The organism is Marinobacter antarcticus (assembly GCF_900142385.1).
In the GTDB taxonomy this organism is placed as follows: domain Bacteria; phylum Pseudomonadota; class Gammaproteobacteria; order Pseudomonadales; family Oleiphilaceae; genus Marinobacter; species Marinobacter antarcticus.
Map to the genome: position 1 here is coordinate 138,742 of NZ_FRAQ01000001.1, position 14,127 is coordinate 152,868.

15 protein-coding genes are annotated in these 14,127 nt (G+C 57.5%); 7 read left to right on the forward strand and 8 right to left on the reverse strand.

The window, feature by feature from the left end; all coding sequences use genetic code 11:
• The first annotated feature begins 69 nt into the window (after positions 1-69).
• From BUA49_RS00670 to BUA49_RS00685, 4 genes are read left to right on the forward strand one after another with little or no spacing between them, the layout of a single operon-like run.
• The gene (locus BUA49_RS00670) at positions 70-2,049 is read left to right on the forward strand and encodes a 4Fe-4S binding protein (RefSeq protein WP_072794887.1); all 1,980 of its coding nucleotides are present in this window, start codon (positions 70-72) and stop codon (positions 2,047-2,049) included.
• A 17-nt stretch (positions 2,050-2,066) separates the two neighbouring features.
• Entirely contained in the window at positions 2,067-2,912 is an 846-nt protein-coding gene (locus BUA49_RS00675; protein ID WP_072794888.1) for an Mrp/NBP35 family ATP-binding protein, read from the forward strand.
• Positions 2,909-3,613 (forward strand): biotin/lipoate--protein ligase family protein, encoded by a 705-nt coding sequence (locus tag BUA49_RS00680; RefSeq protein ID WP_072794889.1) that lies wholly within the window; start codon positions 2,909-2,911, stop codon positions 3,611-3,613. The genes BUA49_RS00675 and BUA49_RS00680 overlap by 4 nt, the downstream gene beginning before the upstream one ends.
• On the forward strand, positions 3,610-4,086 hold the full coding sequence (locus tag BUA49_RS00685) for a DUF6505 family protein (protein ID WP_072794890.1): 477 nt from the start codon (positions 3,610-3,612) through the stop codon (positions 4,084-4,086). The genes BUA49_RS00680 and BUA49_RS00685 overlap by 4 nt, the downstream gene beginning before the upstream one ends.
• Here the strand turns inward: BUA49_RS00685 and BUA49_RS00690 are convergent, their stop codons facing one another.
• The 7 genes from BUA49_RS00690 to BUA49_RS00720 form a co-directional block, all read right to left on the reverse strand.
• Positions 4,087-5,334: a molybdopterin-binding protein gene (locus BUA49_RS00690; protein ID WP_072794891.1), complete on the reverse strand. Its 1,248-nt coding sequence runs from the start codon at positions 5,332-5,334 to the stop codon at positions 4,087-4,089.
• An 11-nt stretch (positions 5,335-5,345) separates the two neighbouring features.
• The gene (gene mobB, locus BUA49_RS00695) at positions 5,346-5,837 is read right to left on the reverse strand and encodes a molybdopterin-guanine dinucleotide biosynthesis protein B (RefSeq protein ID WP_072794892.1); all 492 of its coding nucleotides are present in this window, start codon (positions 5,835-5,837) and stop codon (positions 5,346-5,348) included.
• The gene (mobA, locus tag BUA49_RS00700; protein ID WP_072794893.1) at positions 5,834-6,421 is read right to left on the reverse strand and encodes a molybdenum cofactor guanylyltransferase MobA; all 588 of its coding nucleotides are present in this window, start codon (positions 6,419-6,421) and stop codon (positions 5,834-5,836) included. The genes mobB and mobA overlap by 4 nt, the downstream gene beginning before the upstream one ends.
• Positions 6,414-7,283, reverse strand: coding sequence for a formate dehydrogenase accessory sulfurtransferase FdhD (fdhD, locus tag BUA49_RS00705; protein ID WP_072794894.1), 870 nt, complete (start codon positions 7,281-7,283; stop codon positions 6,414-6,416). The genes mobA and fdhD overlap by 8 nt, the downstream gene beginning before the upstream one ends.
• A 65-nt stretch (positions 7,284-7,348) precedes the next feature.
• On the reverse strand, positions 7,349-8,155 hold the full coding sequence (locus tag BUA49_RS00710) for a substrate-binding domain-containing protein (RefSeq protein WP_072794895.1): 807 nt from the start codon (positions 8,153-8,155) through the stop codon (positions 7,349-7,351).
• Positions 8,156-8,187: 32 nt separating this feature from the next.
• Positions 8,188-8,931 (reverse strand): ATP-binding cassette domain-containing protein, encoded by a 744-nt coding sequence (locus BUA49_RS00715; protein ID WP_072794896.1) that lies wholly within the window; start codon positions 8,929-8,931, stop codon positions 8,188-8,190.
• The gene (locus tag BUA49_RS00720) at positions 8,928-9,626 is read right to left on the reverse strand and encodes an ABC transporter permease (protein WP_072794897.1); all 699 of its coding nucleotides are present in this window, start codon (positions 9,624-9,626) and stop codon (positions 8,928-8,930) included. Before BUA49_RS00720 ends, BUA49_RS00715 begins: the two co-directional genes overlap by 4 nt.
• A gap of 117 nt (positions 9,627-9,743) precedes the next feature.
• Here BUA49_RS00720 and BUA49_RS00725 point away from each other — a divergent pair, with 117 nt between their 5' ends.
• Both BUA49_RS00725 and BUA49_RS00730 read left to right on the forward strand, forming a co-directional pair.
• Positions 9,744-10,628: a helix-turn-helix transcriptional regulator gene (locus tag BUA49_RS00725; protein WP_072794898.1), complete on the forward strand. Its 885-nt coding sequence runs from the start codon at positions 9,744-9,746 to the stop codon at positions 10,626-10,628.
• A gap of 44 nt (positions 10,629-10,672) precedes the next feature.
• The gene (locus tag BUA49_RS00730) at positions 10,673-11,797 is read left to right on the forward strand and encodes a putative sulfate/molybdate transporter (RefSeq protein WP_072794899.1); all 1,125 of its coding nucleotides are present in this window, start codon (positions 10,673-10,675) and stop codon (positions 11,795-11,797) included.
• A 161-nt stretch (positions 11,798-11,958) separates the two neighbouring features.
• Here BUA49_RS00730 and trxA read toward each other — a convergent pair whose 3' ends face one another.
• Positions 11,959-12,285, reverse strand: a complete 327-nt coding sequence (gene trxA / locus BUA49_RS00735; protein ID WP_011784020.1) for a thioredoxin TrxA — start codon at positions 12,283-12,285, stop codon at positions 11,959-11,961.
• 314 nt (positions 12,286-12,599) lie between these two features.
• Here trxA and ppx point away from each other — a divergent pair, with 314 nt between their 5' ends.
• The gene (ppx, locus tag BUA49_RS00740; protein ID WP_072794900.1) at positions 12,600-14,126 is read left to right on the forward strand and encodes an exopolyphosphatase; all 1,527 of its coding nucleotides are present in this window, start codon (positions 12,600-12,602) and stop codon (positions 14,124-14,126) included.
• Position 14,127 lies beyond the last annotated feature (1 nt).

Consider the following 14,127-nt stretch of genomic DNA (forward strand, 5'->3'; position numbering starts at 1 on the left):
TAGATGGCTGTGGCATGCTCGAAAAGTAAAACTGATACGTATAAAAACAACGAAAGAGTCAAACTTCTGATGACGGCACCCAAGACCCTACTGGTATGTTCTTGCGATAAAACACAGAGCTTCGATCCAGAGGCACTGCAGAAGGCTGCGGCAGCTGAGCAGGTGATCTCGGTGGATCAACTATGCGGCAAAGATATGCGCATCGCCGCCGAGCACTTGGGCGCCAGTAACGAATTGCTCATCGCCTGTGGCCAGCAGGCCTCTTTATTCGAGCGCCTGGGTGAGGATGTATACGCTGAGATTCAGCACTCGGCGCCGTTTAGCACCATCGACATTCGGGATCGCGCCGGCTGGAGTGCCTCCAGCGCGAAGCCAGAGCGTTTACATGCCAAACAAGCGGCCTTGATTGCCGCTGCCCAGCTGCCGGCTCCCATGGCGCCCGCTAAAATCATTCAGTCCAGCGGTGTATGTTGCATTGTCGGCCCGACCGAGCAGGCCATCAGAATGGCGGAGCTGGTGCAGGAGGAGCTGGGTGTCACGTGTATCGTCAGTGATGCAGGCCCGATACAGCTGCCTTCCGCTGCTTACGATGTGGCCAGAGGTCAATTGACGGCTGCTCGCGGCGCGCTGGGCAACTTCAAGCTGGAATTTGCCCAGCTTCAGACTCTGAATTCCGCCGGTCGCGGTGCACTCGGTTACGGCGAGTTGAAGGCCACCGCCCGAAGCGAATGTGACGTGTTTATCGACCTGCGCGGCGGCGCTCCGGCGTTTCCCAGTTATCAGAAACGCAATGGTTACTTCTGGGCCGACCCGACCAAAACCGGAGAGTTGGAGCGCATTGCCCTGACCGCCCGGGAACGGGTCGGGGAGTTCGAAAAAACGGTGTATTTCAGGTTGGAGGAATCCCTGTGTGCGCACTCCCGGGCCAACAAGACTGGATGTACCCGTTGTTTGGATGTCTGCCCTACCGAGGCCATTTTTTCCGCCGGGGATCACATTCAGATTGACTCCGATATTTGCGCCGGCTGCGGGTCCTGCGCGGCGGTTTGCCCGACGTCAGCCGTGACCATGAATGAAACCCCGTTCGAGGCGCTGACCAAGGCCGTGGAGGTGATGGCCAGGGTATACCGAGAGCATACCAACGAGTCACCGCGTCTGGTTTTTCATACATTGAAAGAGGGGGGGGATGCCATCGCCTACCTGGCTCGATATGACGACGGACTTGCAGACGATCTGATTCCGATGGGTCTGGAGCATGTAGATCGGGTCGGGCATGCCGAGATCATGGCAGCGTTCGGGGCGGGCTACGCCGAAGTGCTGATCCTGGCGGATAACGAAATAGACCGCCGGGCGGTGACGGCGGAAGTTGAGTTGGCCCAGGCCATGCTCAAAGGCACCCATAACTCGCCGAGCCGGATCCGGGTTATTTCCGCCATTGAACTCTGCAGCGCCGGTGACAATGTCGGGCGAGTGAGTGAGCCGGTTTTGCTGATCGGCGGCCGTCGGGACATTACGCGGGTTACCATTGCCGCAATGTCAGACAAGATCGAAGCTCCCATTCCTTTGCCCGTGGGCGCGCCGTACGGTGCGATAGAAATTGATTCGGATAAATGCACACTCTGTCTGGCCTGCGTATCCCTGTGTCCGACCGGTGCGCTTGGCGACCATCCGGACCGGCCGGAAGTTCAGTTCACGGAAAACGCCTGTGTTCAATGCGGCGTTTGTGACAGCACCTGTCCAGAGACGGCCATCACTCTGAAGCCTCAGCTGGATGTGTCCAAGACTGCACTGAGTGCCCGGGCATTACACGGTGAAGAGCCTTTCGAGTGCATCAAGTGCGGCACTCCGTTTGGCGTTGCGAGCACCATTAACCGAATTGTTGAAAAACTGGAAAACCAGCACTGGATGTACAAGAACTCCGACAACGTTCAGCTCATCAAGATGTGTAACGACTGTCGAGTTAAAGCCCAGTTCCACGGGGATAAGGCACCCATGGCAGGGGGAGAGCGTCCCCGGGTTCGCACCAGTGATGATTATCTGGACAGCTAAAAACAACAGGAAACAACATGGTTGAGTACACCGAAGTAGGAAAACCGAATCTGATCGGTACCGACGCTCCCCGGCCACAAGACAAAAACCCGAAGGGGATTGATCGCATCATTGCCATCGCCTCGGGCAAAGGCGGCGTGGGCAAGTCGACAGTGGCGTCCAATCTGGCTGTCGCACTGGCCTCGAAAGGTCTTAAAGTGGGTCTGTTGGATGCAGACGTCTACGGACCCAGCCAGCCCCGGATGCTGGGCGTTTCAGGTCGCCCGTCCAGCCCCGACGGGCATACCATCCTGCCGTTGCGCAATCATGGCGTGACCCTGATGTCCCTGGGTCTGATGGCCCCGGAGGACGAAGCCATCGTCTGGCGTGGGCCTATGCTGATGGGCGCCCTGGAACAGATGATGAACCAGGTGGACTGGGGCAGGCTGGACGTGCTGTTGGTGGATCTGCCCCCGGGTACCGGCGACGTGCAAATGACCCTGAGTCAGAAATTCTTCGTTGCCGGCGCGGTTGTGGTCTCGACACCCCAGGACATAGCTCTGATGGATGCGCGCAAAGGCATCGACATGTTCAACCGGATGGAGGTGCCACTGTTTGGCCTGATCGAAAACATGGCATCTTTTGTCTGTGACGGCTGCGGTAAAGAACACCATCCCTTTGGATCCGGCGGCGCCCGGGCAGAGGCAGAAAAGATTGGAGCGCCCTTCCTGGGTGAAATTCCCCTGGATCTCGATATTCGCATCGGTTCGGACGGCGGTGTTCCGATTGTGGTGTCGAGACCGGATAGCCCTCAGTCCCAATCCTTTCAGCGTATCGCCGATGAAATTATTGCTTCTGACATATATGCCCAGGCCATCCGATGAACCAATCACCCCAATTCCCGCCGCTCTTTTCGGGCGAAGCGGTGCGCAACCACATGGATCCTTTTGACAAGGCCGTCAGCCGGGCCATCGCAGGGGTCGATTCGGGCACGATTTTTTACTCCGAGGCGGTTAACACCCTGCGCGCAGCCCTGGTGCTGGCGCCGGAGACGTCCTTGGAAGAGGCGATTCAGGCGGTCTATGTTGCCCAGATTGGCCTGGCCGAGAGTCTGGGCGCATTGGCTCCACCCGAAGTCCCCGTGCATTTCCAGTGGCCCGATCGTATCAAGGTCAATGGCGCTGTCTGCGGTAGCGTTCGCTTTGCTGCGGATGTGTCAGATCCTAGGGCCCACCCTAACTGGTTGGTCATCGGCATCGATGTGCCCTTTATGCTTTTAAGCGACGAGCCGGGCGAAAACCCGAATCAAACCTGTCTGCACGAGGAGGGTTGTGTCGATATCACCCCCATGGCGCTGCTGGAGAGCTGGTCCAAGCATACCCTTTTGTGGCTGACCTACTTCATGGACAGTGGATTTGAGCGCGTACACAATGAGTGGCGGCCACGCTGCGATACCCTGGGCAAAATGATCGACCGGCCAAAGCCCGGTGTCTTTGTTGGGCTGGATGAAAAAGGCCGGATGATGTTGCGTCAGGGTGTCATGACCGAGACAGTGAGTTTGATTGAATTTGCGGAGCACCTATGAAACTGGCCAGAACCCTGAGACTGGATGTGTCCGATGAGAATGTGTTTGAAACGCCGGCCCCCAGCGGCGAATGGGCCATCTCGGGCGGATTTGAATTTTCCAACTGGACTGAAGCAGACCTGACAGGCAAAGCTCGCCAGGCCTTCACCAACGGTTGGTACAGCATAGAATCCGGTGGCCGCGCCAGCTTTGTTGGCGTGAGCAACATCACCGACAACGAATTGGAACAGGCGCGAAAAACCCTGGCGCAAACCTTTGTGGAGCGTTATGGCGCGCCGGACATCGACGCGGCCTACCCTGTCGCCTGCGAAGAAATCGACCAGATGTGTGGCATGTGTGAGGACTTCGAGGAGAACACCCTGCTGATGGTCAGTCGCACGCTGACGGAACTAGGTGTTGAGGAAACCTACCGCTCCAGGGCCCCACAAGATGCCTCTTTAGAGGCCTTTGCCATGCATGGCAGCGTCGAGTAATTACAGCCCGAAGCTGCCATAGGGAATAAACCGCACAGGGGTCCCCGGTTCTATCTGCTGGGCGCTTTCATTCAGCTCCACCAAACCCTCGGACCAAGCCAGTCCGGTCACCCGGCCCGAGCCTTCAGAGCCGAACACCTCAACCTGGCCATCGCGTATCCGGGCGCGCAACATCTCGCTGCGGCCCGGCTTCTTGTTCTTATGAAAGTTGGCAGGCATGGAATACGCCTGGGGCTCGAACCATCCACTGCCTGCAAGAAGCGCCATTGCCGGAGCTCCAAAGCGCAGCGCGCAGACCCAGGCCGCCACCGGATTGCCCGGCAAACCCACCACAGGTGTACCCTGGAACATGGCCAGCGCCAGAGGGCGGCCCGGTTTTATCGCGATGCGCCAGTTACTGATGTCGCCATGGGCTTTCAGTGTTTTTGATACATGATCCTCGTCTCCTGCGGAAATACCGCCACTGGTCAGAATCAGGTCGCACCGCTCAGCGCCGCTCTCTAACGCCGCTTTGACGTCTTCGGCCCGGTCAAGCACATGGCCGAGGTTCACCAACTCATAACCGAGCTGCACCACCAGTGCACTCAGCATCGGGAGATTGGCGTCGTAGATTTGCCAATCGGTGACCGCTGAACCGACAGGTTTCACTTCATCGCCCGTGGACAGGACTCCGACACGGAGCCGTTGGTAGACATCAACCGATTCAACGCCCACGCTGGCAAGGACCGAAATCTGCGTAGGCGTCAGACGGGTACTCGCCGTGAGAATCTTATCCTGTGCCTTAATATCCTCTCCGGTCTTACGTAAGTTAGCGCCTGCTTTTAACGTACCGTGCAAATGCAGCTGACCGTCAATGACCTCGCAGTCCTCTTCCAGGACCACCGTATCAGTGCCGGCGGGTATCACCGCACCGGTCAGAATCCGGATAACATGGCCTTCAGGCACATGCTCCATGTAAGGTTCCCCAGCGGCACTCCGGCCATCAACAAGGGGCATGGCGCAGGGCACCTCGGTTAAAGGCCCTGCAAACGCATAGCCATCGACCGCAGAATTGCTGCTGGGAGGATGAGCGCGAGGCGCATAAACGTCGTTCGCCAATATCCGGCCACTCACCTGTGAAAGCGGAACGGAGCGCTCCATGCCCACCACGGGATGCAAGCGCGAGCGTAACCGTTCCAGCGCTTCTTCTACCGGCGTCCAGTTAACCCCGGGAGGTAAGGCAAAGCAGTCATTACGAAGCGGATTCATGGCTCTCCCGATTACTGTTTTTCAGAGTTCAAAACAAAGTCAGCGATTCCGGGTACATCGTTCACATCGAAAACGGGGCCCGGGAACTCCGCAGCATAGTCCGCTGCCAAAGCCACAATACTGGAATCTTCCGGATACAGGGGTGTTCGCGAACTTTCCCGCCGGTGCACTTCGATCTTTCTGTGCGAATGGGTTTTGAACCCTTCCACCACGACCCAGTCACAGGGGCCCAAACGGGCCAGCAATTCGTCCAGCGTCGGCTCTTTGGCCCCTCGTAGTTCGTGCATGATGGCGAAACGCTGACCACCTGCCAGGATGACTTCCTGGGCGCCAGCATCGCGGTGTTTGTAGCTGTCCGTGCCGGGCTGATCCACATCCACCATGTGATGGGCATGCTTGATCGAGCTGACCGTCAGCCCTCTACCAGAGAGCTCACGAATTAATGCACTGGCCAGAGTTGTTTTCCCGGAATTTTTCCAGCCCACGATACCGATAACGTTCACTTGAGGTGCTTCTCCGCCCAGGCAAGATCTGCTGGTGTATTAATATTGAAAAAATCACCCTCATTAAAAACCACCAGCGTTTCACCCTGGGTTTGTGTCCACTGACGGATCTTGCGTACTCCGTCGTTAAGGGCGGCTCGCAGATCATGCCGCAACGCGACCTGCCAGCGGCCAAAGGTCGGCTGGGGCAGTCGACCGCGTTCCGGATCCGGGGTGGCTGCCAACACCACAGGGGTATCGTACCTGGCCAGCCGCTCCGCCAGATTCCGGGGGAAAGATGGAGTATCCGCAGCAACGCTGATCAGCCATTCATGGCCCTGCTCGGCTGCCCAGTCCATTCCAGCGAGAACACCGGCCAGAGGCCCCGGAAAATCGCCTATAGAATCCGCCACCACGGGCAAACTCAGGTCATCAAACCGACTCAGGTCACCATTGGCATTCAGCACAACTTCATCAACCTGCGGGGTGATACGCTCAATAACGCGGTCAATTAATGACTGATCGCCCAGCATCAATCGCCCTTTGTCACCACCACCCATTCGGTTGGCCTGGCCACCGGCAAGAATAACCGCACACTCAGTCATGCCCTGCCCCTTTTCGACGCTGCTTCTTGTCTTCATCGGGAACCTGGGACAGGTCCTGATCGAACACCAGGCGATGCTGGCCACTGAGACAGGTGAACTTCTTGCCTCGCATCCGTCCGATCAGCGTCAACCCGACTTGCCGGGCAATATCGACTCCCCAGGCCGTAAAGCCCGACCGGCTGATCAGGGTCGGGATACCCATCAGGGCCGTCTTGATCACCATTTCAGAGGTCAAACGGCCCGTTGTGTAGAGAACTTTGTCTGCCGCAGGGATGCCGTTCAGATGCATCCAGCCTGCGATCTTGTCGACCGCATTGTGACGCCCGACATCCTCCATGTAGGCAAGGATTTCGCGGCCCTGACACAGAGCAGTGCCATGAATAGCACCGGTTTCCATGTAAAGGCTGGGCGTGTGGTTAATCTGGTAGGAGAGATCGTAAAAGGTGCTGGTGTGTACCGGTGTATCCGGCAATGACAGCCCATCCAGCCCCGCCATCATGTCACCAAATACCGTGCCCACGGCGCAGCCGGAGGTTCGGGTTTTCTTTTTCAGCTTGTCCTCTACATCTGTCACTTCTGCGGTGCGAACCACAGCAACTTCCAGCTCTTCGTCGAAATCAATCTTCGTGACCTGATCGGTCTCTTTCAGCATACCCTGATTCAGAAGAAAACCGAGTGCCAGGTACTCTGGATGATCGCCGATGGTCATCGCTGTGACGATCTCCCGGCTATTCAGATAGATAGTCAGAGGACGCTCTTCGATCACGCTGATCGACTTCGGTTGCCCGTTTTCATCAACGCCCTCAACCATGCGGGATAGCCGAGGGTCTGCAGGATCCGGCAAAAGAGTTGTAATCGTCATGTTTTTTTCAACACTTTCAGGAACTCCCCTACCTTGAATCTCAATGAGCGTCGGCAGAGATTAGCCTATTTGGCATTCGGAAAAAACAGCTGTTGTCCGTCGACCTTAAAGTCGGCAATCGCTTGTTGACCATCTTCGGAAATCAGCCAATTGTGCCATTGTTTGGCCAGATCGTGTTTGAGGTGCGGGTGTTTCTCCTCGGAAAGCAGCAGGCTACCGTACTGGTTGAACAGCACTTTGTCGCCTTCAAAAAGCAGCGTCAGGTTCTGTCGGTTTCCGAATGCCACCCAGGTAGCGCGATCTGACATCACATAGGCATCCATGGCCGCGGCGGTGTTGAGCGTCGGCCCCATGCCGCTGCCAAGTTCCCGGTACCAGTCTCCATCGGGCTCGACACCGGCGTTTTCCCAGAGACGCAATTCGGCGCGATTGGTGCCACTGTCATCGCCGCGTGAAGCGAAGGCGGCCTCGGCCTTTGCGATAGCCGCGAATGCTTCGGCAACACTCTGCGCCTCACTGATATTAGCCGGATCCGCTGCGGGACCAATCAACACGAAGTCGTTATACATGACATCGGCTCGCTCGCTGGCGTAGCCGTTTTCCACAAAGCGCTGCTCGCCTGCAGTGTCGTGCACCAGAAGGCTGTCGGCGTCGCCGCGACGCGCGATTTCAAACGCCTGCCCGGTGCCCACGGCCACTACCCGAACTTCGATACCGGTGGCGTCTTCAAACTGCGGCAAAATGGAGCTGAACAGCCCAGAATTCTCGGTCGAGGTCGTAGAGGCCAGGGTGATGTAGTCCTCGGCATAAGCGCTGAAAGCCAAGCCCATGCTGGTTACACCTGCGAGTACCAGATTAAGCGTCTTTTTCATCTTGTTTTCTCCTTTTAAATGTAAAAACCGGACTATTCGACCAGTTCTCCTGCGATAAACGCCTGCGCCTCTCGTGAGACGGGCTTGTCAAAAAAAGCTTCAGAGGGCGTGTGTTCACGTATTTTCCCGCCGGACAGGAAAAGTACATCTCCGGCAAGGCGCCGGGCCTGATGGATATCGTGGGTAGTCATCACAATGCGCGTTCCCCGATGGTGAAACTCGAGCACTGCGGCCTCTACGGCTCTAATCGCTGCCGGATCAAGCGCAGAGGTGGGCTCATCAAGGAACAGCACCTGGGGCGAAAGCACCCAGGCGCGCGCCAGTGTCAGGCGCTGTTGTTGCCCTCCGGAGAGCACCCGCGCGGGTGTCTTTGCGCAGGCGGCCAGGCCAAACCGCTCGAGAGCGTCAAGGGCAAGCTTCATACGTTCCCTGCGCGGGACGTTATTCACCGCCAGTGCGTGCACGAGATTGGCCACCGCTGAACGGCGCAAAAGCACTGGTTGCTGGAATACCATGGCCTGGCGGGGACGCTCCTGACCTGACCAGGAGATTTGCCCCAGGGTGGGTGACAACAAACCATGGGCCAGTCGCAGCAGCAGGCTCTTGCCCGCACCGTTAGGCCCCATCACCAAGGTAGGACCGATGCCGTCCAGGGTGAACGAACAGGGGCCCAGCAGGAGCTTGTCCTCGTTGCTGAAGGCGACCTCCTCAAAGCGCAATGCTGGCGGTGTTAAAAGAACCGATGAAGACAAGTGCGAGGCGTTCAATGAAGTCATCCTATGCGCCTTCTGGTTACTTCACCTACCATGTAGGCGCCGGCGTTAATCAGCAAAACCAGAGAGAGCAGCACAATGCCCAACCCGAGTGCCAGGGGCAGGTTGCCCTTGCCGGTTTCCAGCACGATGGCGGTGGTCATTACCCGGGTAACCCCGTCAATGTTGCCGCCGACCATCATCACCGCGCCCACTTCGGCACTGGCGCGGCCAAAGCCGGCGAGCAGAACGGTCAATAGTGCAAAGCGGGCGTCCCACAGCAGGGTAGGCATCATTCGTGCACGTGACATACCCAGGGAAACAAACTGCTCGCGGTATTCACCCAACATCTCTTCCACCTTCTGGCGCGACAGCGCGGCGAGGATCGGCAACACCAGTACCACCTGGGCAACCACCATGGCGCCCGGTGTAAACAGCAATCCCAGTTCTCCCAGTGGGCCGGCGCGCGAGAGGAGCAAGTACACCATAAGCCCTGCCACCACCGGGGGCAGTCCCATCAGGGCATTGAGCATAACAATCACCCCGCCGCGCCCGGGGAAGCGCCATAACGCTAAAGCTGCACCCAGGGGAAAGCCGAGCACGGCGGCTATAAGCACCGCCATAAGAGACACCTTCAGCGAAAGCGCCACGATCTGGAATAGCGAGGCGTCGAGATTTACAAGTAGCGAGAGCGCTACATAGAACGCATTATTTTCCAAAGCTGCGTCTCCTTATTATTTGAGCATCGTGGCGTTTCTAACTACGCTTTGCACAGCCTGCTGAAAAATATGCAGCCACAAACAGTCTTGCGCCTTGCCGGACAGTAGGAGAACGCGATGCCCCTTCCCACTTACCTTACGACAGCCGAGGCAGCCGAGTATCTGCGCCTGAAAGAGCGCAAAGTCTACGATCTGGTCAGTCAAGGCGTTATTCCCTGCGTGCGGGTGACAGGAAAACTTCTGTTTCCGCGTCAGCGCATTGATCTTTGGTTGATGAACCACCTGGAGGGCGACGACGCTGTGAGTTCTCCGACACCGCCGGTCCTGGCGGGTAGCCAGGATCCGCTGCTGGAGTGGGCAGTGAAGGAAAGCGGCGCGGAGCTGGCGTTGCTGTGCCAGGGAAGCGGCGATGGCGTGCAACGGTTAATCGAAGGGCGCGCGATGCTCGCCGGGATGCATATCTGGCATGCTGAAACCCGGCGGTACAATGACCCCGCCACCTTAGGGCTGAGCGGGATGCGCGATCTGGTGCTGATTCGGTGGGCAAAACGTCAGCAGGGGCTTCTTTTAGCCTCCGACAACCCGCATCAACTTGCGCGAATTGAGGATGCCACCCGCCCCGGCATACGGATCGCGCATCGGCAGCCCGATGCCGGCGTCAGCCATTTGCTGCAGAGCTTGCTCACCCGCCACCGCATCGACACCAGCCAGCTTACATGGGCCGCTCATCCGTCGCTCAGCGAGGACGATCTCGCTTTGGCCATTCGCCAGGGCGAAGCGGATATTGGCGTGGGGATTGAAGCTGCGGCGCGGCGCCAGGGGCTGGCTTTTATTCCTTTGCAGGAGGAGTATTTCGACTTGGCCATGCGCAGGCGTCACTACTTTGAGCCGACGCTGCAGCGTTTGCTGTCGTTTGCCAGAAGCGAGCGCTTCGTTCAGCGTGCCGAGGCGCTGGGTGGCTACGACATCAGTGAGCTGGGGAAAGTCGTATATAACGCTTGACCAACTCCAATAACAACAAACAGGCGAATTAATCAGGAGCCTGCATGCCTTCAATACAAAAAGTTCTGATGAAGGATGCCAGTGGAGCGCTGGGGGATCTTGGCACCCTGATTCCCCTGGGCCTGGGGGCTATCGGGCTTGCGGGCCTGGCACCGATACCGGTATTGGTAGGGTTTGCCGTTTTCTACATCGCAACAGGACTGTATTACCGCTTGCCGATACCAGTACAGCCCATGAAAGCGGTTGCTGCACTATTGCTTACGACTCAGGTGAGCGCCCAGAGCCTGGTCGCCAGTGGCGTGCTGATCGGGACAGTTTTGCTGCTTCTCGGCTCCACCGGGTGGATTAACGGGGCAGCGCGTCTCATACCAAGATCGGTGTTAAGTGGCCTCCAGTTGGGGCTGGGGTTGATGCTGGCCAACATGAGTCTCGGTTTGATGGCCACGTCCTTGCCATTGGGCGTGGTCACGCTGGCACTGCTGGGCATTACCCTGAAGCTGTTGCCGAATTGTCCAGCAGCGCTTATGGGACTTGGTGGGTCTATAGCGATTGGAACAATTCTGGGGGCACCGGGGCTCACGCTTCCTGTAGTGGATTCGACCACACTTTCTCTGCCTGAGCTACCGGGCATGGATGATTGGCAACAAGCGATTTCCATGCTGGTATTACCCCAACTGGCCCTCACGATAACCAATGCCATTGTACTGACAGCTTTGGTGGTTGAGGATTACTTCGGGGAGCAATCGCACCGCGTTTCGCCAGCCCGGCTTTCGGTGACTACCGGCCTGGCGAACCTCTTTATGGTGCCGCTCGGTGCCTTACCCATGTGTCACGGAGCGGGTGGTGTGGCGGCGCATTATCGCTTCGGCGCCCGGACCGGCGTGGCGCCCGTTTTGCTGGGAACAGGTTTACTCCTGATTGCGGTGATACCGGGCGGCCTCTCAATGATTGCAGCCATTCCGATGGCCGGACTCGGAGCTCTGCTGTTCGTGGCAGCAGCCGAGCTTGCATTGTCCAAACGCCTATGGATAGTCAAGCCGTCCTGCTGGCCTGTTATCGCCATAACAGCATTGGTAACCGTTTGGGTCGACCCGTTTTTCGGGCTTCTGGCCGGAGTGGCTTCGGAGACTGTTCGGGGTGCCTGGTTGCGCAGGCAAGAGACTGCTTAGAGCCGCCAGGATTTAAGACTATAGTGGTGGATACACCCGAATATTGAGCAAGGTAAGGCGTAACCTCCCTTACAGATGTCCGGCTTTTCCGGTTTCGCCGGACAAACAAAAACCGCCCGGGAGCATGGCTCCGGGGCGGTTTTCAGGCAGTCAGGATGCAATCAGAGGTTGCTGTCCAGGAATGCCGCGAGCTGGGATTTAGACAGTGCGCCCACTTTGGTGGCGTCGACGTTGCCGTTTTTGAACAGCATCAGGGTCGGGATACCACGGATGTTGAACTTGGGCGGTGTCTGCTCGTTTTCGTCGATGTTGAGTTTGCAGACTTTCAGCTTGCCATCGTATTCGTCGGCAATTTCTTCAAGCACGGGTGCAATCATTTTGCAGGGGCCGCACCACTCCGCCCAGTAATCTACCAGTACGGGTACGTCGGACTTAAGCACGTCCTGCTCGAAGGAGGCATCCGTTACATTTACGATATTTCCGCTCATTTCATTTTCCTGATTCATGCGCAACAGCAGGATTTCGGCAGTTATACCGACTCCCGCATGCACGTGCAGTTGACTGTTGCTGAAGGTTGCCGTTGTTCGGGCGGCAGCCCTTCACCCCCATCACGTTAAAGACTACTTTACGCGATTGATCCCGCGTATGTGAAGCAGTAGATCCACCAGCTTGAATCGGCGATCCTATGACCCCACTCAATTCGACTGGCGCGATGCCACGCTCAAACCCGGGCATTTACTGACAGATCCGCTGATTATCGCTTATAGTACGCGCAAGTTCATACCACAGGATTCTAATCACCGTGACGGCCACATCTTCTGCCGAAAATACGCCTGCTTCACCGGATACGCTGGCAGCCATTGATATGGGCTCAAACAGTTTCCATATGGTTGTGGCCAGGCTCGTGCACGGCGAAATCCGCACCATGGAAAAGATGGGCGAAAAGGTACAACTCGGCGACGGCCTTGATTCAAAGAACTGCCTGACCGAAGAGGCCCAGGAGCGCGGCCTTGAGTGCCTGCGCCGGTTTGCCCAGCGCCTTAACGGCACACCGCCGGAAAGTGTCCAGATTGTGGGCACCAATGCGCTCAGGGTCGCGCGCAATGCCAACCAGTTCATGGCTCGGGCCGAGGAGGTTCTGGGGTATCCGGTGGAGGTTATTGCCGGGAGGGAAGAGGCCCGACTGATCTATCTTGGCGTTTCGCACACGCTGTCTGACGATGTCGGGCGACGCCTTGTGATCGATATAGGTGGCGGTAGTACGGAACTGATTATCGGGCAACGCTTTGAGCCCCAGGAGCTGGAAAGCCTGCACATGGGTTGTGTCTCTTTCCGGAACCGGTATTTTCCCGATGGTCGGATTACCCGCAAACAGATGGACAATGCCATTACCCATGCCGAGCAGGAGCTTCTGAGTATCCGCAAGCGTTTTCGGTCGGTGGGCTGGCAGAGTGCAGTGGGTGCGTCCGGCTCAATCAAAGCCATCAGCATCGTACTGGCGACTCTCAAAATAACGGATGGCACGATTACCTTTAGTGCCATGGAGGAGCTGCGCCGCAGGCTAGTGGATATGGGCAGCGTGGAGAAGCTGGGCGATCTGGGTTTACGTCCGGATCGCCAGAATATTTTTCCTGCCGGTTTCGCCATCCTTATGGGGGCCTTTCGGTCCCTGAGCATACAGGATATGACCTTCGCTGATGGCGCACTCCGGGAAGGGCTGCTGTATGGCATTGCCGGGCGGATTCAACACGAAGATGTGCGGGAACGGAGTATCTCGGCCCTTCAGGAGCGGTACCACGTAGATCAAAGCCAGGGAGCTGCTGTCGAGGCAACTGCGGTTGCGGCTTGGGAACAGATGGCACGCACTTGGAGCCTGGACACGGTTCACGATGAGGAAGTTCTGCGTTGGGCCTGCCAGCTGCACGAAATTGGCCTGACCATATCGCACAGCCAGTATCACAAGCACGGAGCCTACCTGCTGCGTTACTCCGACATGGCCGGCTTCACACAGCAGGCCCAGCTAGAGCTGGCAGTTCTGGTGAGGGGCCATCGGCGCAAATTCGCCACGTCCATTTTTGATGGAATTGACTCCAGTGATCGGGAGCGCCTGCGACACCTCTGCATATTGGTACGCCTTGCGGTTCTGATTCAGCATTCCCGTAACCTGGAACCGCCACCGGCCTTCACGCTGCAGCCAAGGGAGAAAGGCCTTTTACTGACCTTTCCGGATGGCTGGTTCAATGACCGCCCGCTAACGCTTGCAGATCTGAGGAACGAGCAGGATTATCTGGCCAAACAGAACTTTGTGCTTGAACTCGCGGGCGGCTGAC